The sequence below is a fragment of the Chryseobacterium sp. UF-290 genome (assembly GCF_058245615.1).
The window spans coordinates 1-19,914 of record NZ_JBSICB010000008.1 but is presented as its reverse complement, the minus strand read 5'-3'; the positions used below and the strand labels follow the sequence as shown (position 1 = coordinate 19,914).

At 37.3% G+C, this 19,914-nt stretch carries 19 protein-coding genes and 1 pseudogene; 19 read left to right on the top strand and 1 reads right to left on the bottom strand.

Annotation, left to right across the window (positions count from 1 at the left end):
- Positions 1–88 precede the first annotated feature (88 nt).
- The 8 genes from AC4IF5_RS11080 (at position 89) to AC4IF5_RS11045 (ending at position 6,653) form a co-directional block, all read left to right on the top strand.
- A complete protein-coding gene (locus AC4IF5_RS11080; RefSeq protein ID WP_490734468.1) occupies positions 89–649 on the top strand; it encodes an OmpH/Skp family outer membrane protein in 561 nt (186 codons plus the stop codon).
- 136 nt (positions 650–785) lie between these two features.
- The gene (locus AC4IF5_RS11075) at positions 786–1,172 is read left to right on the top strand and encodes an acyl-CoA thioesterase (protein ID WP_490734466.1); all 387 of its coding nucleotides are present in this window, start codon (positions 786–788) and stop codon (positions 1,170–1,172) included.
- 74 nt (positions 1,173–1,246) lie between these two features.
- Positions 1,247–2,416 carry a hypothetical protein gene (locus AC4IF5_RS11070; RefSeq protein WP_490734464.1) on the top strand — a complete coding sequence of 390 codons (1,170 nt, stop codon included), beginning with the start codon at positions 1,247–1,249 and terminating at the stop codon, positions 2,414–2,416.
- Positions 2,417–2,458: 42 nt separating this feature from the next.
- Positions 2,459–3,127: a DUF6624 domain-containing protein gene (locus AC4IF5_RS11065; protein ID WP_490734462.1), complete on the top strand. Its 669-nt coding sequence runs from the start codon at positions 2,459–2,461 to the stop codon at positions 3,125–3,127.
- A 219-nt stretch (positions 3,128–3,346) separates the two neighbouring features.
- The gene (locus AC4IF5_RS11060) at positions 3,347–3,793 is read left to right on the top strand and encodes a 6-pyruvoyl trahydropterin synthase family protein (RefSeq protein WP_076596381.1); all 447 of its coding nucleotides are present in this window, start codon (positions 3,347–3,349) and stop codon (positions 3,791–3,793) included.
- A gap of 23 nt (positions 3,794–3,816) precedes the next feature.
- Complete coding sequence (locus tag AC4IF5_RS11055; RefSeq protein WP_490734460.1) at positions 3,817–4,587, top strand: UDP-2,3-diacylglucosamine diphosphatase; 771 nt, start codon at positions 3,817–3,819, stop codon at positions 4,585–4,587.
- A 362-nt stretch (positions 4,588–4,949) separates the two neighbouring features.
- Positions 4,950–5,942, top strand: a complete 993-nt coding sequence (locus AC4IF5_RS11050) for a LuxE/PaaK family acyltransferase (RefSeq protein WP_490734458.1) — start codon at positions 4,950–4,952, stop codon at positions 5,940–5,942.
- A 165-nt stretch (positions 5,943–6,107) separates the two neighbouring features.
- On the top strand, positions 6,108–6,653 hold the full coding sequence (locus tag AC4IF5_RS11045) for a hypothetical protein (RefSeq protein ID WP_490734456.1): 546 nt from the start codon (positions 6,108–6,110) through the stop codon (positions 6,651–6,653).
- A 204-nt stretch (positions 6,654–6,857) separates the two neighbouring features.
- On the opposite strand, the gene aqpZ is transcribed toward AC4IF5_RS11045, so the two are convergent.
- Positions 6,858–7,574, bottom strand: coding sequence for an aquaporin Z (gene aqpZ / locus AC4IF5_RS11040; protein WP_490734758.1), 717 nt, complete (start codon positions 7,572–7,574; stop codon positions 6,858–6,860).
- A gap of 216 nt (positions 7,575–7,790) precedes the next feature.
- Here aqpZ and AC4IF5_RS11035 point away from each other — a divergent pair, with 216 nt between their 5' ends.
- The 11 genes and pseudogenes from AC4IF5_RS11035 to AC4IF5_RS10985 form a co-directional block, all read left to right on the top strand.
- Positions 7,791–8,411 (top strand): DUF5715 family protein, encoded by a 621-nt coding sequence (locus AC4IF5_RS11035; protein ID WP_490734454.1) that lies wholly within the window; start codon positions 7,791–7,793, stop codon positions 8,409–8,411.
- A gap of 65 nt (positions 8,412–8,476) precedes the next feature.
- A complete protein-coding gene (locus AC4IF5_RS11030) occupies positions 8,477–9,256 on the top strand; it encodes a hypothetical protein (protein ID WP_490734452.1) in 780 nt (259 codons plus the stop codon).
- A 16-nt stretch (positions 9,257–9,272) separates the two neighbouring features.
- Entirely contained in the window at positions 9,273–9,896 is a 624-nt protein-coding gene (locus tag AC4IF5_RS11025; RefSeq protein WP_490734450.1) for a hypothetical protein, read from the top strand.
- Between the two features lie 149 nt (positions 9,897–10,045).
- The gene (locus tag AC4IF5_RS11020) at positions 10,046–10,678 is read left to right on the top strand and encodes a sensor histidine kinase (RefSeq protein WP_490734448.1); all 633 of its coding nucleotides are present in this window, start codon (positions 10,046–10,048) and stop codon (positions 10,676–10,678) included.
- Positions 10,647–11,324 (top strand): response regulator transcription factor, encoded by a 678-nt coding sequence (locus tag AC4IF5_RS11015; protein ID WP_490734446.1) that lies wholly within the window; start codon positions 10,647–10,649, stop codon positions 11,322–11,324. Before AC4IF5_RS11020 ends, AC4IF5_RS11015 begins: the two co-directional genes overlap by 32 nt.
- Positions 11,325–11,476: 152 nt before the next feature.
- Positions 11,477–12,829, top strand: a complete 1,353-nt coding sequence (locus AC4IF5_RS11010) for a phospholipase effector Tle1 domain-containing protein (protein ID WP_490734444.1) — start codon at positions 11,477–11,479, stop codon at positions 12,827–12,829.
- 218 nt (positions 12,830–13,047) lie between these two features.
- Positions 13,048–14,976, top strand: coding sequence for an ABC-F family ATP-binding cassette domain-containing protein (locus AC4IF5_RS11005; RefSeq protein ID WP_490734443.1), 1,929 nt, complete (start codon positions 13,048–13,050; stop codon positions 14,974–14,976).
- Positions 14,977–15,181: 205 nt separating this feature from the next.
- Positions 15,182–15,517: a hypothetical protein gene (locus AC4IF5_RS11000; RefSeq protein ID WP_490734441.1), complete on the top strand. Its 336-nt coding sequence runs from the start codon at positions 15,182–15,184 to the stop codon at positions 15,515–15,517.
- Positions 15,518–15,750: 233 nt separating this feature from the next.
- A complete protein-coding gene (locus AC4IF5_RS10995; protein ID WP_490734439.1) occupies positions 15,751–18,135 on the top strand; it encodes a TonB-dependent receptor in 2,385 nt (794 codons plus the stop codon).
- Positions 18,136–18,161: 26 nt separating this feature from the next.
- The gene (locus AC4IF5_RS10990; RefSeq protein WP_490734437.1) at positions 18,162–18,716 is read left to right on the top strand and encodes a hypothetical protein; all 555 of its coding nucleotides are present in this window, start codon (positions 18,162–18,164) and stop codon (positions 18,714–18,716) included.
- Between the two features lie 372 nt (positions 18,717–19,088).
- Positions 19,089–19,914 (top strand): annotated as a pseudogene (locus tag AC4IF5_RS10985) (hypothetical protein); the annotation flags it as partial.

The window sequence follows — 19,914 nt, the reverse complement described above, 5'->3', positions numbered from 1 at the left end:
TAAGGATAAAAGATCAGGTGATATTTGATGAAAAATTGTATTATATTTGAAAACGAAAAACAAGTGTTTTTTGAAAACTATAATAAGAATGAAACTAATTAAATTATTTTTTATTGCAGCCGGATTAACATTAAGTGCTAATGCTGCAAATGCTCAGCAGAAGATTGGAAATGTAAACTCAGATGATATCTTTGACAGTTTATCTGAGGTAAAAACAGCCAATACAACCATTGATAATCTGACTAAAGCCAAACAGACGGAAATTGAAAAACTGATCAGCGAATATCAGACTAAGCTGAAAGCAGCACAGGACAAAGAGAAAACATTGAGCCAGGCTAATAAAGAAGCAGTGACGAAAGAGCTGGTAGCAGCACAAACAGAATTGCAGACTTTGGGTAAAAAAATAGAAGATGCAAGAACTCAGGCTGCTAAAGATATAGGTGCTAAGCAAAACGAATTGTACAGCCCTTTGCAGCAAAAAGTAAAAGCAGCTATTTCTGCTGTAGCTAAAGAAAGAAGCCTGAGCTATGTTTTTGATACTTCAGCACAGGAAGGTAATAATCTTGTTTACACTGACGGAAGCGAAGATATCACATCCCAGGTGAAAGCTAAATTAGGAGCTTCAGCAACCCCTTCAAAATCTAAATAATTATCTTAATATTGAATATAAACGGGATCGGATCTGTATCTGATTCCGTTTTTCTATATACAGCTATAGTCTTTGTCCCCAAAGAATTGGATGAATTTTATTTTTAAATGATAAATTTGAATAAACTTTCAGAGGAATGAATTTAATGTATGAGAAACAGATAAAGGTAACAGAAGAGCATATTGATCAGAACAACCATGTCAACAATGTACAGTATGTGCATTGGGTGGAAGAAGTGGCGGCGGAACATTGGAACCTTTTAAAACATAAAACAGAATATGTGGATGATGCCTGGATGCTTCTGGATCATCATATACAGTATAAAAAACAGGTTTATCTGAATGATATGATTACTGTGAAAACCTATCCTCAAGCTCCTGAAGGTGCCAGACAACCAAGAAAAGTTGAGTTTTATTGCCATGATGAGCTTGTGGTGGATTCCAGTACCCTCTGGATTTTATTTGATCCGGAAACAAAAAAGATCAAACGTCTGGAAAATAACTGGCTGGAAAAACTGATGTGAATGCTGGAAATGGAAGTCAATGGATAAATATTCAATTGATTTTTCTATTTTTAGGCTTATTAAAAACTCATAGCATGAAATTCTGTTATTCGGTCATCATATTACTCCTTAGCATCTCTGGCTATGGCCAGGACAATCTTTACCGGTTTTCGGATGATATAAAAAAAACAATACTAAAAGACTCTACCAAACCCGAATCCTGGAGAAGCCAGATGAGTGCTACCTATTATTCGATAAGCGGACAGTACAGGCCGGCACTTGAAAGCTGGGATATAACTTTTGGAAGAGTGAAGAAACTGAGTGCTGCTGATAGTCTGAGGTTTACAAAACTCATTCCCGTCAATGCAAAAAACTATATCTTAGACCGGGCTTCCAAAGAAGAAATGATCATCATCAATGAAGCGCATCATAATGCCAGCCACAGAACTTTTGTATCTTCTTTGCTTCAGGGGCTATATGACAGAGGATACAGATACCTTGGAGTGGAAACTCTGGCCAGCGACTCTTTAAATACTACAAAATTTGCCAATCTTAACAGCGGATTCTATTCCCAGGAACCTGAATTTGGAAACTTTCTTTATAATGCCCTGAAAATCGGATTTAAGCTCTTCCCTTATGAAGCGGAAGGGAACGGAAAAGAAAGGGAAATAGGGGAGGCGAAAAATATTCATGAGTTTATGCAGAAGAATAAAGATGGGAAATATCTGATCTATTGCGGTTATGAGCATGCCTATAAAGGTGTTCATAGAGGATGGGAAAAAACAATGACAGTGAGACTTTCTGACCTGACAGGCTTAAATCCTCTGACCATCGATCAGACCCAATTTTCAGAAAAAAGCCTTTCAAAATATAATGAGCCGCTGCTAAGGCTGGTAAAAAATACACATCCTGTAATTTTAATAGATAATCATAAATCGGTTTATAATGGTGAAGACAAAGAATTATTTACCGATATTAAGATCATTCATCCCGTTACAAAATATAAAAAAGGAAGACCTGGATGGATGCTGAATGATAGCAGAAAATTTTTTAAAGTTCCATCCTCCGAAATACCTCAATATCCGGCTTTGGTTTTAGCATATAGAAAAAGCGAGCTGGAGAAAAAAGGTATTCCTGCTGATATTATTGAGCTTAAGAATTCACAAGACAGCCACTTTCTGATCCTGGATAAAGGACATTATGAAATTATAGTTAAAGATAGAAAATATAAGGTGATCAACAGCTTTGAAAAAACAGTGAAATAACTTTCATGATAATCGGCTGAAGGTATAAGAAACAACGTAAATATGAAAAAAATACTGTTATCATGCATAGCACTTACTTGTATAAGCTGCAACTCCCACAAAAAGATCTCAGACTCTGAACGTGAAAAGATCATTTCTGAATTGGATTATATTGGCGACATTGATCAGCAATATGCGAGAATACCCTCTAAAGAAATGATGGAAAAATATGGAGAAGAGAATGCCTGGAAAATATTTGAAGCTAAAAGAGACAGCATCGGAAAAGATAATCAGAACAGAATCAGGAAACTCTATGCTGAATACGGATATTTAGGCTTTAAGCAAGTAGGCAGGGAAAATGCTACAAAATTCTGGATCCCTATCCAACATGCTGATGATGATGTTGAATTTCAAAAGAAAATGCTCGCTGCTCTGAAAAAAGAAGTCAAAAAGAACAATGCCCACAGAAATGAATATGCTATGCTGGAAGACAGAGTGGCCATTAATTCCAATCAGAAGCAAAGGTTTGGAACACAGGTAATCTATAACAAAGCTGAACAGGCGATTCCCAGAAATGGATTGACAGACAGTGTAAATGTAGACCAATTACGTTCAGAATATGGTTTACCAACCTTTAAGGAGTATTATAATCAAATGACTATCATGCATTTTGAAATGAATAAAAAGAATTTTCTGAAAAGAGGAATAACAGAGCCGAAACTTTATCAATAAGGCGTCCGGTATAATAAATAAGCATACCGGAAAACACGAAATGCTCCCGAAAGTGATCTAACTTTTGGGAGCATTTTATTTCTTGCGCTTTTTGTCTTAACTTTGAACATTAATTTTACAGTTTTTCATTGAGTTGATCCCTGTTTTTGACCTTTCTGCATTTTTTTATTTGTAGAAAAATGAAAACCAGTAATTTAGAAAAAACTTATTCATAAGAGTATGATACGTATTACAAAAATTTTTACATTCGAAACAGCTCACGTACTGTATAACTACGATGGGAAATGTAAAAATATGCATGGACATTCCTATAAGCTGTTTGTAACAGTGAAAGGAAGACCGATTAATGATATTGAAAATCCTAAAAATGGAATGGTGGTTGATTTCGGAGATATCAAAAGTATCGTAAAATCTGAAATTGTAGACGTCTGGGATCATGCGGTTCTCGTTAATGCGCTGTCTCCACACAAAGAATTGGGAGATGACCTTGAGCAGAAAGGACATAAAGTAATCTACTGCAGCTTCCAGCCAACCTGTGAAAATATGCTGTATGCTATTGCTGCCAAAATAAAATCAAGACTTCCGGAAGGAATTTCTCTGGCTTATCTTAAACTTCATGAGACAGAAAACTCTTATGGAGAATGGTTTGCAGAAGATAATCAATAATTTTATCCAACAAAACTCAGACGGTGTTAAAAACAACAATTAATTTAGAACCTGGAAAAAAAGTATATTTCGCTTCAGATCAGCATTTTGGGGCTCCTACCCCTAAAGAGAGCCGGGTGCGTGAAGAGAAATTTATACGCTGGATGGACGAGATCAAAGAAGATGCACAGGTTTTGTTTTTAATGGGAGACCTTTTTGATTTCTGGCATGAATGGAAGCATGTCGTTCCCAAAGGATATGTCCGGGTACTGGGAAAAATTGCAGAACTGAAGGACAGGGGAATTCATATTTATTTCTTCGTCGGAAATCATGATCTATGGATGAAAGACTATCTGGAAGAGGAGATCGGATGTACGGTATTTTATCAGAAACAATATTTTGAAATGGGCGGAAAGCAGTTTTTGTTAGCTCATGGCGATGGGTTGGGCCCTGGTGACAAAGGCTATAAGAGAATGAAAAAGCTTTTTACAAACCCGGTTGCACAATGGTTTTTTAAATGGCTTCATCCGGATATTGCGATGAAAATAGCTTTATACCTTTCCCAAAAGAACAAAATGATCTCAGGAGAAGAAGATAAAGCGTTTCTGGGAGAAGATAAAGAGTTTCTGATCATCTACTCCAAAGAGAAGCTAAAAACAGAGAAGATTGATTACTTCATTTATGGACACAGGCATCTTCCTATGGTGCTGGATCTGGAACAGAAGGCAAAGTATATCAATCTGGGAGACTGGATCTCTTACTATACCTACGGCGTTTTTGAAAAGGATTTTGAATTGAAGACTTTTGGCAGATAAAACAAAAAAATTACCCCTACAAGAGGTAATTTTCGAATGGGCCGAAGCTCACTCTTGTTTTTAATCCATATTCCATATAAGTAATTGCAAGAAGCCTACCAAAGTATAGCTTTACCATTAAAAATTTATTAAATAAAATTATTTCATCCTTAGATCCTGTTTAAATTTGTATTAAAATATTATTTCTCGCTGATTTTGCAAATCTCGCTGATTTGATTTACGAATAATGATCTGCTGAATCTGCAAAATCAGCGGGAAAATAAAAAAATAAAGCGTTAAATTAATGAGACAAAATTATTAGCAATTAAATTTAAACAGGCTCTTATAATTGCTTTACTGAAGTAATAAGAAGATCAGAAGATATGAAACCGAAGAATATATTCAGCATACAGACAGAAGAGGATTTCCTGAATGAATCGTTGAAAACATTTCATTATCAGTATGAAAATGTTGAAATATACAGGAAATTCGTTGACTTTTTGAAGGTAAATCCTGATGAGGTGGACCGTTTGGATAAAATCCCTTTTCTGCCTATCGAAATGTTTAAGAACCATCAGATCCTTGATAAAAATAAAACAACAGATCTGTTCTTTCAAAGCTCAGGAACCACTCAGATGAATCTTTCGAAGCATTTTATTGCCGATACGGAATTGTATGAAGAAAGTATTTATAAAAGTTTTAAACTGTTTATAGGAAAGCCTGAAGATTTTATTTTTCTTGGGTTGCTTCCAAGTTATCTGGAAAGACAGAACTCATCACTGATCTATATGGTGGACTATCTGATGAAAAAATCTGCGAAACCGGAGAACGGATATTTTCTTTACAATCATTCCGAGCTCTTTGATCTTTTGAATACATTGGGGCATAAAAGAGTAATTCTCTTCGGAGTTTCTTTTGCCCTGCTAGACTTTTTGGATTACTGTCATTCAGAACGACGAGAAGAATCTCTGAATTTTCTTGAAAATTTAGTCGTGATTGAAACCGGAGGAATGAAAGGCAGAAAAGAAGAGATGACAAAAGACGAATTGCTGAAAATCTTGCAGCAGGGCTTCAAAACAGATAAGATCTATTCCGAATATTCTATGACAGAATTGCTTTCACAGGCTTATTCCCTTGGAAACAACGAATATGAATGTCCGGGCTGGATGAGAATTATGATCCGGAATGCGGAAGACCCTTTGGCATATGAAAAAGAAGGGAGAACCGGAGCCATTAATATTATTGACCTTGCGAATATCCATTCCTGCGCCTTTATTGCCACTCAGGATCTTGGGAAAATAACAGGAAGTAAATTTCAGGTGCTGGGAAGAATAGACCATTCCGATATCCGTGGCTGCAGTCTGTTAGTCGGCTAAAGAATTCAGGGAGTAAGATTTAAAGTTTAGAGTTCAAGGTTGATAGTTGCTAGCCATACAGCTCTTGCCTCAAGTCTCATATCTCTAAGTCTATTGTCTTGATTCTTGGCTCTTGATTCTCTATCATCAATACATTAATACTTTTTACATTAGTACATCTAAACAATGCTCAAAATAGAAGAACTTGTTCACGCATACATCCATTCTCATTGCGATTTTGAAAAAGAGATCGTTCTGACCAATTATTTCCAGGCTGACTGGGAAGCGGATATACTCGTTATTGATGCCGGGGGATTCAGTCATGAAATTGAGATTAAGCTTTCGAAAAGCGATTTTAAAAATGATTTCAGAAAATCATATCTGAATAAAGATACCGGAGAAAAATTTCTGAAGCATGATAAAATTTCCTGTGGAGATTATGTCTGTAATGCTTTCAGCTTTTTGCTTCCGATGGGGATGGTGGACGCGGCTCTTATTCCGGAGCATTGCGGGATTATTGAATTTTATCATAATGTGGATACCTGGGAAACTGAATTTTATCTTATCCGTTCTCCCAGGAAGCTTCATGAAGATCCTTACTGGAAGCTGAATGACAAAGATCTTTTTATCAGAAAAATGGCGCTTAATCTGCTCCAGCGTAAAATGGAGATTAAAGGTAAACATGAAGAGCTGATCTTTAAAAATCCTTTTGATATTAAAAAATTGAAATAAAAACAGAATCATATTCCTTTGTATAAAAAAATACAATCTGCTGAATCAGCAAAATCAGCGGGAAAATAAAAAAATAAAGCGTTAAATTAATTAGACAAAATGACTAGCCATTAAATGTAAACAAGCTCTAATAGTTTTATAATCAATACCAAATAAAAAGTCCTGCCGATTGGCAGGACTTTGTGTTATTTATAATTTTTTTAATTAATCTACGATTTCATCAGCATCTCTCTGAAGTAAAAACTTGTAGATCAGCCCACCTACAATTCCACCCAGGATTGGAGCTGCCCAGAACAGCCAAAGCTGTGACATGGCAAGTCCGCCTGTGAAAACAGCCTGAGAAAGAGATCTTGCAGGGTTCACAGAAGTATTGGTGATAGGAATAGAGATCAGATGGATCAGTGTAAGCGCAAGACCAATGGCAATACCGGCAAACTTACCGTTAGCCCATCTGTCCGTTGCTCCCATAATGACAATAAGGAAAAAAGCAGTTAATAAAAATTCAGCAAGGAATGCTGCTCCCATACTGAATGCCTTTCCGTTGTAGACGGCCTCTCCGTAAAAGTTAGTAGCAAAAGCTCCGGGTTGTGAAAAATCTACTACCCCTGCACCATTAAGAATTGTATAAAGGCACCCTGCTGCAACGATCGCTCCAAGACACTGTGCTACAATATAAGGAATAAGATCTTTCGCAGAAAATCTTCCGCCGGCTAAAAGCCCGAAAGAAACTGCCGGATTGAAATGTCCTCCGGAAATATGACCTACAGCATAAGCCATAGTAAGAACAGTAAGACCAAAGGCTAAAGCAACGCCTAAAAGTCCAATTCCAATATCGGGAACGCCGGCTGCGAAAACAGCGCTTCCACAACCTCCGAAAACAAGCCAAAATGTGCCAAAAAATTCAGCAAAAAGTTTTTTTATCATGTTGTTTATTTTTAAATGTAACTCAAATGTAGAATTTATATCTTAAAATAAAAAGTTAAATCTGAAAAAATATTTCAAAAATGAGAGAACAAAAAATTTTGAATTCAATAATTTGGTTTAAAGTTTGTTGGGGTTGTAATCAGATCTTATTATGACCGGTTTTGGAAATAATATAAATGATTTATCTTTCGTTAGAAGTTTAAAGGATGATTAATGAGAAAGTTTCTTTGTGTGGTCTTCGTACCTTTTATTTATAATTTACATTATTCGCAGTCGGCAAAAAAAGCTTTACCCTGCTATGATCTTACAAGTGTTTTGAAGGTGGAGCCTACGGCTCTTTATAAGCCCCATCTTGATGCTTCAAAAAGTTTCGGAATAACATTGCTGAAAGACTCCAAAACAGTACAGAAATATATTAATAACGGAAAACTCCATAAAATAAAGAAAGCAGGGAAAGGGTATCAGGTTCAGAGACTTGATTACAGCAGAGCTTATATGGTTTCCAAAGCAAAGACGACTCTCGATAAGATCGGTTCCAAATTCAGTAAAGATACTAAAGGAGGTACATTTACCGTTTCATCCATTACCAGAACCCTTGAAGATCAGTGCAGGCTGAGAAGGGTGAACTCGAATGCCTCACTAGGGATTAGTTCTCACAATTATGGTAACTCCTTTGATATTTCATACATAAGATTCAATAATGTTCTTAAGTACAATCCGAAAATGGAAACAGCACTTGAGAAAGTTTTAAAGTATTATGCAGATGCCGGTAGAATTTATTACATAAAAGAGAGGCAACAGAGCTGTTATCATATTACAGTGAGAAATTATTAATTAAAATCCTACTTGCATACCACATTTAGTTTGCATAATTTTATGCCACTAAAAACCATGCTTATATGATAACAGTAGACGCTCAGACTTCAATGCTCTCTTTTCAGGATTGCAAATCCGCAATGGATCAATGGACAGAATACCGATCCTCCTTTTCTGAAATAAAAAAAAGGATTCCTACAAATTATGTTTTTAACTTATCCAGAGAAAGCCTTGACTGGATGAGGCAAATTGGTGGCAAATCGCCGGAATTCTGCGCTGGAGTAGGAATATACAAAGATCAGGTAATTCTGATTCTTTATCCTATGAATGAATCAGGAGAAAGAATTGTGGAAAAAGAATACCCATATAGCATTCTTTCCGAGCTTACAAAAGATGTAAGGCTTCAGGAAATCCAGGAATATACCATCGTTAAAAATGCGGTTCTCTCCAAAGGCCTCGAGCCGATAGGCAGAGATGCGGATATGGCTTTTCCGATATCCGATAAGCCGGTCCTTGAGCAGGATAAAGCTTTGGAAGCCATAGAAAAGTGGAGACTTGAAGGAATGGACTGGTTTTACAGAGAATGTGGAATTGAAGAAGGAACGGGAATCTTTAGAAAATTCTATGTTCCTACAGAGGACCTTTGCCTTTCAGATGAAGGATTAACGGATATTGTATGCTCTTTCGGACTTAAATACAATGATATTTACGGAAAAATGCTTGTCACTCTGATCTTTATTTCCTTCCGTGAAACTCTTCAGAATGCCGGACGCGCAGAAACCATTTCAAATACATACGACTGGGCGAAACCATGCCCTCCTATTTGCCGCATTCCTGATGATGGAGTAGGCTGCGAATTTTAAATGATAAAATAAAGGAATGGCTGATTTTTATAAAGCAATTTTATTCCTGAACTACGGACTGCTTCTATCTGTTATACTGTTGGGAGCAGCTAAATATCGGCTATTAGATCATAAAGAAAAGCAATATTTTCACTGTATTGCTTTTCTCTTTTTTATTGAGCTGCTGAACCTTGTTTTACCCTATGTTTTTAAGCTTGATGACACCTCATTTCTTTATCCGTTTTACATCGCAGGAGAATTTTTCCTGCTGACAGGATTGTTTATCCGGAAACTGGACTGGCCTGCGTACATACGATGGATTGTAGCATTTGCTGTGGCTGGATTTATGATCCTGAAATACGGTTTTAACTATCCTGCCAATGCAGATATTGCAAAAGTGATCTCAAATATCATCATTATCTGCCTTTCCGGATATACGCTGATCTGTGAGATCAAGAATGCCTCTACACAGGGTCGTTTTCTTTTGGTAGATGCCTGTATTTTTTTCTATTATTCCGTTTCAGTATTTATTTTTATCATTCAGCATCAGATTGCCAATCTGTCCGAGAACGATTATTACACCCTTTTCAGTGCCAATAATATTTTGTCAGGTATCTTATACTGTTCATTTTTATATACTTTTATCAGATTAAAGAAATAACTCTAAATATTAACCTGCTGATCCTTATAATTGTTACCATAGCAATTATAGTATCCTTTATTCTGCTTGCTTACAGAGCTTTTATCACGAGAATTATCAAGGAAAAAAATGTACAGCATGAAGCGGAGGTCCTTCATCAGAAAAAACTGGTGCTGGAAAATATCAGAGCCCAGGAAGAAGAACGGAAAAAAATTGCGGTCATGATCCATGATGATATCGGAAACCGGCTCAATATTCTTTCCTTATGGCTCAATAATCTTGATACGAAAGGAGATGAGCTGATCAAAAAAAATATATACGGCCAGATGTCTTCCCTGATCGATGCGGCGAGAAGTATTTCCCACTCCTTATATCCCGTCAATCTGGAATCGGTAGGTCTGGTCCTGTATGTGGAGGAGCTGATCACCAATCTTTCCCACAAAATTAATATTTCCCTGCAGGTGATGCCCGGATATGAAAAGAAAGAGCTCTTTGTGGAAGTGCAGCTGTATAGGATCATTCAGGAATTCACCACCAATGTTATCAGGCATTCGGATGCTACAGATCTTTGGATCTATATTAAAGATTACCCTGAAAATATGGCTGTCGTTATTTCCGATAACGGACAGGGTTTCGAATATGAACAGGTGAAAAAAGGAATGGGGATCAAAAATATTGAATCCCGCATCAAGTCAATGAATGCCGCACACAAATGGAAAAAAACTTTTTTAAATAAAGGAAGCCGTCTAATTATTAAAATTCCAAAACATCATGAGTTCCCAAATCAAAATAGCCCTGATTGACGATGAGCAGCTGATCCTTGAAGGGGTGAAAATGCTGCTGTCCAATGAAAAGAATATATCTGTCTGCCTTACCGCAGATAACGGACCTGATTTTATAGAAAATCTTGGCAAACTTTCAGAAGATGAGTTTCCTGACCTCGCTCTTGTGGATGTGCAGATGAAGCCTATGAACGGATTCGAGCTGGTAGAAGTTCTCAAAGAAAAATATCCGGAACTTAAAATTATCATTCTTTCCTCTCATTACAAGACCTCTATCCTGGGATATATGGTTAAGCTGGGAGTTTCCGCGTTTCTTCCTAAAAACTCAAACAAAAAAACATTTATTGACGCCATAACCATGGTAGATAAAAATGGAGTTTTCTTTACTGCCGAAGATCACCAGATGCTGTTTAGCTATATGAACAGTACCTCCAAAAAAAATTCTCTTTTTGAAACAGAAGATGAATTATCTGAAAGAGAAAAAGATGTGGTAAAATTGATCTGTCAGGAATTTACGAACAATGAAATCGGAGAGAAGCTCTTTATCAGTCCCCGGACTGTAGAAAGTCACAGGCAGCGGATCCTTGAAAAAATTGGAGCCAGAAATACAGTGGGTATCGTAATTTATGCCATTGTACACAATATATACACCCCTGAAAAAATATAACCTGATTCCGTAGAAATACGGAATTTTTTATTTGGTACTTTTTACTCTAGATTACTTTGTTTTTCTTCTGTTATTTTGGAATGTCTCTTCTGGAGATTTTAGATGAAAAAAATAGAACACAGACAGGAGCTGTAACATAAAAAAACATAAGTATGAATGACAAGAGAGTTTTTTCCGTCGGGATTTTCTTTGATGGGACGGGAAATAATGGAGTGAACGTTCTTTCCCCGGATAAGCCGTTGAATAATAATGAAAGTTATTTTGGAGCCTTTACCAACATCTATAAATTGTACAGTGTATTCAATGGAAATAAAAAAATATATATTGAAGGAATAGGAACGGTAACCGGAAGTGAAGACAGTAACTTTGCTATGGCGACCTGTGCCAATCCTCCTTATGGAACAGGATATTCTTCTGATGACAAGCTTCAGAAAGCAGATGACTTTGCACAGGAAGTAATCAGTGATGAAGCTCAGGAATATCATTTTTATGTATATGGATTCGGAAGAGGAGGGATGCTGGCGAGAACTTTCTGCAACCGGCTTTTATCTTATTATCCTACAAAAAACTGTAAAATAAAGTTCTTAGGTGCTTTTGATACTGTAGAATCAAAGCCTTTCAATCAATATAATCTGAGCCTGTCTCATGAGGTGGAAAATGCGTTTCATATCTGTGCAGTGCATGAGTGCCGGTTCTTTTTTCCCTTAACCGGTTTTTTTGAGGATTCAAAAATGATGAGGGACCAGAAAACGGAAGATTCTTCAGCTGTCTGGAAAGAAATTTTTGTTCCGGGAGCCCATGCTGATGTGGGAGGAGGATATCTGGAGGGAGCTCAGTCGGTTTATATTTCTACAGACTTTGTTAATAGCACTGATTTACAGGATTATGTTTCAGATGTAAGAAATGCAAAAGCAAATGCGCAAGGTGATACAATCTGGGATGCATTGCTTTCCGGGTATAAGATTGAGAGAGGAGAAATTTTTTCACAGGCTTATGTATCCCGTGATAAGGTATATAATGACCTTTCAAAAATATATGGAAAACTGATGCTCGAAGAAACCAATACAATATTCCCTGTTTTTGATTCAGGTGATGGGATCTGTTTTGAAGCAGATCGTGATAAACACTTTTCACTCGAAGCTTTTTATAAAGAACTGAAGGAATATGTGAAAACCCTTTCGGCAGATAGCAAACCGCAATACAACTATAGCGGACTCGCGGATTATATCCATATTTCAGCCAACTTTGGGCTGTTTAGCAGGAATTTTCCGGAAAGATCCGAACAGGAGATCAATGCGGAGCTGATCAACAATGGGCTGAACGTTTCCAGCAGTACCTCTGTAGATCAGGATAGCAGGACAAGGCTTTCTGTTGAGCTTCATTTGCCTGAGGACAGCTTTGTATCAGACTTTCTTTATGGAACCAGTGTTCCCAATAATGATATCTGGATCCGCTCCATTTTGAAAGCGCCGGTACCGGCCAGGTTAGATGAAATGAATAAATAGTGCAAGCACTTTAGTTTTAAATTTAGGGTAGCAGCCATCTCAAAAGAGAGATGGCTGCTTATTGTTGTATATATTAAAAAATTCAATCCATAATTTTTTGTACTCTTATAGAAAAGCTGTCTGAAACGGGTAACTTTTTTATTTCTGGGGTATTCATTTCTTTTTCCGTATTTTTGCACCCGAAAATTCATACTCATTATTAACAATTAATTAAAAAAATGCTTTCGGTTCAAGGTTTAGGATTACATCATTCAGGAAATTATTTATTTCAAAATGTAAATTTCACTATCAAAAAGGATGATAAGGTAGGTCTGGTAGGTAAAAATGGAGCAGGAAAATCTACTTTATTGAAAATGCTGTCCGGAGAAATTAATTTCTATGAAGGAGATGTAGTGACTGAGGGAAGTATTACGATAGGTTTCCTGAAGCAAGACCTTGATTTTGTGAAAGGGAGAACCGTTTGGGATGAAACTATGCAGGCTTTTGAGCAGATCAATGCATGGAAGAATGAGCTTGAAGAGGTCAATCACCAAATGACGACAAGAACCGATTATGAAAGTGATTCCTATACAGACCTGATCAATAAGATGACCGAGCTGAACGATCTTTTGATGAATCATGATGCCTATAATCTTGAAGGCGATATGGAAAAAGTATTGTTCGGTTTAGGGTTTAGAGCAGATGATTTCCAAAAGATCACTGATGAATTTTCAGGAGGATGGAGAATGAGAATTGAATTGGCAAAACTGCTTCTTCAAAAGAATGATATCATGCTGCTCGATGAGCCTACCAACCACCTGGATATGGAATCTATCATCTGGCTTGAGAACTTCCTTAAAGATTATCCCGGAGCGATTGTTCTGGTAAGTCACGATAAACAGTTCATGACGGCTGTCTGCAACAGGACTTTTGATATCAACAATAAGAAAGTTGACGATTATAAGGCAAACTATTCCAAATATCTGATCATGAGAGAAGATCGCCGTGAAAAGCTGATTCAGGCTAAAAAGAATCAGGATGCGGAGATCAAGCAGATGGAAGATAACATTAATAAGTTCCGTGCAAGTGCTACAAAAGCATCTTTTGCGCAGTCTTTGATCAAAAAGCTTGACAAGATAGAGCGTATCGAAGTGGATAATGAAGACGTTTCCAAGTTCAATATTCGTTTTGTACAATCTATGGTTCCGGGGAAAGTGATCTTTGAAGCGGAAAACCTCGGAAAAGCTTACGGACAGAAGCAGATTTTTGATAATGTAGACTTTATCGTTCAGAGAGGTGACAGAATTGCCCTGTTAGGTCAGAACGGTCAGGGAAAAACAACACTAGCTAAAATTCTTGCTGGTGATATTAAAGACTATTCAGGAGCCTGGAATCTCGGGCATAATGTAAATATCGGATACTTTGCTCAGAACCAGGAGGAGGTGCTGACGCCCAATAAAACGGTTCTGGAAGAAGCTGAAGATGCCGCTACCGAAGAAACCAGACCCAGAGTAAGAGACTTGTTAGGATCTTTCCTGTTCCAGGGAGACGCAGTTTCCAAAAAAACGAAAGTACTTTCCGGGGGAGAAAGAAACCGTCTTGCACTTTGTAAACTATTGCTTCGTCCTTTCAATACATTGATCATGGATGAGCCTACCAACCACCTTGATATTCAGTCTAAGGAGATTATTAAGCTGGCGTTGCAGAACTTTGAAGGAACATTGATCGTAATTTCTCACGACAGGGAATTCCTTCAGGGACTTTGTGATAAGATCTATGAGTTCCGTGACGGAAAAATGAAAGAATTCCTTGGGGATATCAATGAATATCTTGAATACAGACAAAAAGAAACGATCAGAGAAATTTCTGCAGAAAAAGCCAAGCTTCACCATGAAGAAGTAAAGGTTGAACCTAAGAAAGAAGAAAAACCTGCCGTTAGCAGCAGTCAGTCTTCTAACATCATCAGCAAAGAGCAGAAAAATATTCAGAATAAAATAAAGAAAGTTGAAGAAAGAATTTCCGAGCTTGAAATCAAAGTGGAGGAAATGGAAGCGTCTTTTGCGAAAGAAAACCCTTCTGAAGAAACTTTAGAACAATACAATAAAGCTAAAGAGGAGCTGGATAACGCTTTGCAGGAGTGGGAATATCTGGGAACCCAACTTGATTAAATCCAAAATAGCATGAGGCTGCCTTAGAAGTTAGAAATAAGATCTCCTTCATTTTTAACTTTTAAGGCAGCCTTTATTTTTGTAACATATTACTATTCATTTCGACGTATTATCAATAATTATAAAAGTAATTTAAGAGAAATTAAGTCTAACAATTAAATTATTTTCATACTTTTGAAAAATGATTTTTAAAGAAAGCAGAAATATGAAGAGTTTTATCTCCAAGCTATTGTTTGGTGTGTATTTTCTCGCCCTGCTTTCTCAGAGCTTTCACCATCACGATTCTTTGGATAATAGTTTTAAAGGGTTAAACCTTAAAAAGACAGAGAATACGGTGACGAAAGACGCTGCTAAAGAGAAAGCCGGCGACTGTCTGGCGTGCCACTTTTTGGCTACCGGACATACATTAGCTCCTGAAGAATTTAGTTTTACCTTTGAGCACTATACTCATGAGGTAAAACAGATCATCGCCATTCAGGAGAAAATCTGGTCACAGACCAAATTCTCATTCCAGCTTCGGGGACCGCCTGCAATTTCATAATCAATATATTCTTATTGGGTTTAAAGTTCTGTACTTTAGATAGAAAAGTTCAATGTTTCAAGTTTGATATTCAAAGCTTAGGTTGTTGAAAGACAGCCGGTAGTTTGTAATAGACCATTATAATGATAAGAAATGCTCAATTACTAACTTCTAATATCTAGGTTAAACCCATCCAACAAATCTTAACGGAAAATGTACCCTGCTCAATAGGGTACGCAATCAATCTATTTACAATGAAATTGATATATTGCCTGCTGCTGATCTTTTGTGGATCAGTATTCACAAGTGCACAAAAAACTTATACCGTACAAGGAACTGTTCAGGACTTTCACGATAAAACACTGCTGGAAAACGCAGTAGTGAAGATCGGAGAGTTTACGGTAAAAACAGATAAGAAAGGTAAATTTTCTTTTGATAAGATCCCTGCAGGGAAGTATACACTCATTGCCAAACATCCTGATTGCAATGATTATACTGAAAATATAGGGGTTGATCAGGATCTTCACATCACCATCACATTAGAACACCATACCGGTGACATAGAAACCATTACCTTGCATGGAAGCCATAAATCTAAAGGCTCCGTGGTAATGAAAACACTGGATAAAACTGATATAGAAAGAAATTCTACAGAGAACCTGGGGAATATCCTTTCGAAAATTTCAGGAGTAGCGGTGCTGAAGACAGGAAATAATATTACCAAACCTGTTATTCATGGTCTCTATGGAAGCCGTATTTCTATTATGAACAGTGGTGTGAAGATGGCAGAGCAGGAATGGGGAGCAGAGCATGCTCCCAATGTAGATGTCAATGATTTCGAACATATAGATGTCATTAAAGGGGCATCTGCATTGAAATATGGAAATGACGGAGTAGCAGGTGTCGTACTTCTGGAACCGGCAGTTCCTCCGAAGAAAGATACCCTGATGGGGAATATCAAGCTGTCAGGAATCTCAAACGGAAGAGGAGGTGAAATTTCTGCCAATGTTCTTAAATCCTGGGAGAACCAATGGTTTGTGAAAGCCGGGGGCAGCTACAAAAAAGTAGGAGATCTTTATATCCCGCATCATACGCTTCAGAATACAGGAGCAGAAGTGAATTCCTTTAATTTTTCTTTTGGAAATCACGGTTTCATGCAGGGATTTGATGTCTCTTACAGCGGGATCAACCAGGACTTTGGAATTTATAAAGGAGCACACCTGGGGAATAGTTATGATATCTATAGGGCAATGAACTTCGGACAACCTTATTTCCTTGATGATTTTAACTATGATATAGGATATCCGAAACAGAATGTAGAGCATCATATTGCAAAAATTTCGGCATATAAGCGTTTTGCGGATTTTGGTAAAATTACTTTCCAATATAGTTTTCAGCTGAACAGACGTAAGGAATATGATATCAGAAAAGGAGAGCTGAAAGATACTCCTTCCATGGATCTGAGATTGATTACCCATTCAGCAAGCCTTACGCATCTCATTGAGCGCTCAGACTGGAGCCTGGAAAGCGGAATATCTGCTGGTTTTCAGGATAACTATCCTAACCCGGCAACTGAGGTCAGACGTTTGATACCGGATTACTATCGTTATGATGCAGGAGCATTTTCTGTCTTTAAATATCGTTTTACTCCACAATTAAACGCAGAAGCGGGAGTGAGATATGATTTCAGCAGATATGATTCCTATAAGTATTATGATGCGAAAGAGTGGAACGAAAAATATGCGGATGTTTTTCCGGAATTTTATATCAGACAGAGTGGAAGCAGAGTGTTGACACGTCCTGTTTTTGACTATCACAATTTTTCTGCAAATGTTGGTCTGAACTATAAGCCTTCCAAAGATTTTGATATCAAATTTAATTTTTCAAGAATGAGCAGAACACCGAATCCGGCTGAGTTATTTGCGGACGGACTTCATCATTCTGCGGCAATTATTGAAAAAGGAGACCTAAGGATAAAAAAGGAAGAGATTTATAATGCGAACCTTTCATTAACAGGACATTTTGATGTTTTGAAAGGATTACAGCTGGAGGCCAATCCGTATGTTATATTTTCTGACAGCTTTATCAATCAGATGCCGGTGGAAATCCAGAATACAAGCAGGGGAACCTTTGCTGTCTGGGCCTATCAGCAGGTGAAAGCAAGAATGTACGGAATAGATGCTGATGCACAGCTTACTATTCTGGATAATCTGAAATGGACGACCGGTTTCAGTGCATTGAGAGGAGATGATCTTACAAACAATGAACCTCTTATCCTGATGATGCCTATGAACCTTAGGAATTCACTGGAGCTGAAGCTGAATAACCCGTCTAATTTTTACATCAGACTGGAAAACGAAAATGTATTCAAACAGAACCGTTTCCCTATCAGAGATCAACCGGTAGAGTTCATTGAGAATGGTGAATTCGTAACCAGAATAATAGATTACAGTACTCCTCCTGTTGCATTTTCCATTTTTCATGCATCAATAGGTGCAGATCTATTCAAAAACATGAATCTGAATTTCAGAATCAACAATATTTTTAATAAAGAGTATAAGGAATATCTTAACAGATTGAGATATTATATGCCGGAACCGGGAAGGAACTTCGTGGTTACTCTCAAATACAATTTCTAACAATTAATATTTAAAATTAAATTAAAATGAAAAAATTATTCAACATATCACTTTTATTATTCGCTGCAATTTTATTATTCTCATGCCGTAACGGGAACGATGATATCCCTGAAGATATCCATGAGCATGAAGAGATCGGACAGGTCGTAGTGACTGTAACCAATAAAGCGGATGGAAACAAACAGATTGTGACGGTGAAAGATGGTGCAACAGAAGATCATCTTCACCTGAGCCAGGGAGCAACCTATACTGTAGATGTTGACTTTCAGATCAAGCATGGTGATCATTATCACAGTGCTGAGGAAATTATAGAAGAAAAGGATATGCACTTCGTAGTGTATAAGTTCTCAGGAGCAGATATAAAAGTAAAAAGAACAGCTGATGATATCATAAGAACCGATGGCAAAAAGCTTGGTCTTAAAACTGAATGGACCATAGACGCAGCGGCGGTAGGTAAAGCAAATATCACTCTTGTGCATGGACCTACTTCTGTAAATGATAATTTTCCTTCAGCTGATAATCAGCAGGGAAGCACGGTAGGAGGTGAAAGCGATGTGGATCTCTTTATTGAGTTCCACTAGCAATCGGAAATAGTTACTCTGCAAAGAGTATCTTTCATATCGCGTCATATTTAATTTGGGAAACCACTGATTTATTCAGTGGTTTTTATATTATGTGAACCCAATTGTATAATGAATGATGCCATATATTTTTTTGCAAGTCAAATTTCTGAATGCCTTTTTTATTGATTTTATTAGAATACTGTAAAATACGACAAGTTCTGTCGTTATGCTGAAATAAATTTGTGGTATCAATGATTAACAGAAGTAAAAGCTACTTGAAGTGATAAACTTCATATTAAATCACCTTAATATGAGCTAAATGTAATGTTAAAAAATGTTAAATTTGCATGAAATTAAGAAACTAATTATTAACTCAAAAATAACACGGGAATGAAAAAAGTTTATTTCAGTGCATTTACTATATGCATATTCCTTAGTATATCTGCCCAGGAAGTTGTCTGGCAGAAAGACATCAAATCCTCTACTCAGGATTTTCTAAGTCAGGTTACTACAACGATTGATCAGCAATATCTTATCACGGGCAGTTCTATTCAGACCAAAAGCCAGTCGCCAGCAGCTAATAGCCAAAAGCAAAACAACGGTTATGATTTTCATCTGGTAAAACTCAACCAGCAGGGCGAAGAAGTTTGGGAAAAGTATTTCTCCGGTCAGAATCATGATTACCTTTCTGCAACGGTTACCACCCAGGATGGTGGATTTTTAGTTTCAGGTACCTCGTATTCTAATAAGGGTCTGGATAAAAAAGATGATTCCAAAGGAGGTTCTGACATCTGGCTGATCCGTCTTAATGAATTTGGAGATGAATTATGGCAGAAAACTTTGGGAACTTCTTCAGATGAAGAGGCCAGAGCAGTGATCCAAACGACAGATCTGGGATTCTTTGTAGCCGGAAACGTACAGAATTCATCCAAAGGCTATGGTTCCAAAGATGCCTGGATCATCAGGCTGGATAAGGACGGAAAAGAATTATCCCAATTAATTTTAGGAGGAAAAGGACTGGATGAAGTGGAGAAGATGATTCCTACCAAAGACGGCGGAGCCTTATTGGGCATCTATTCCAGAAGCTCCGAGGTTCGTGATTCTGGTTCAGGAGTTAGAAATCAGGAGACCAAACTTCCGACCGGTCAATCTGCCAACCGAAACTTATCATCTGCCACCTCTACAGCCATTAGCCAGTTGCCAAAAGCCAGCAGCA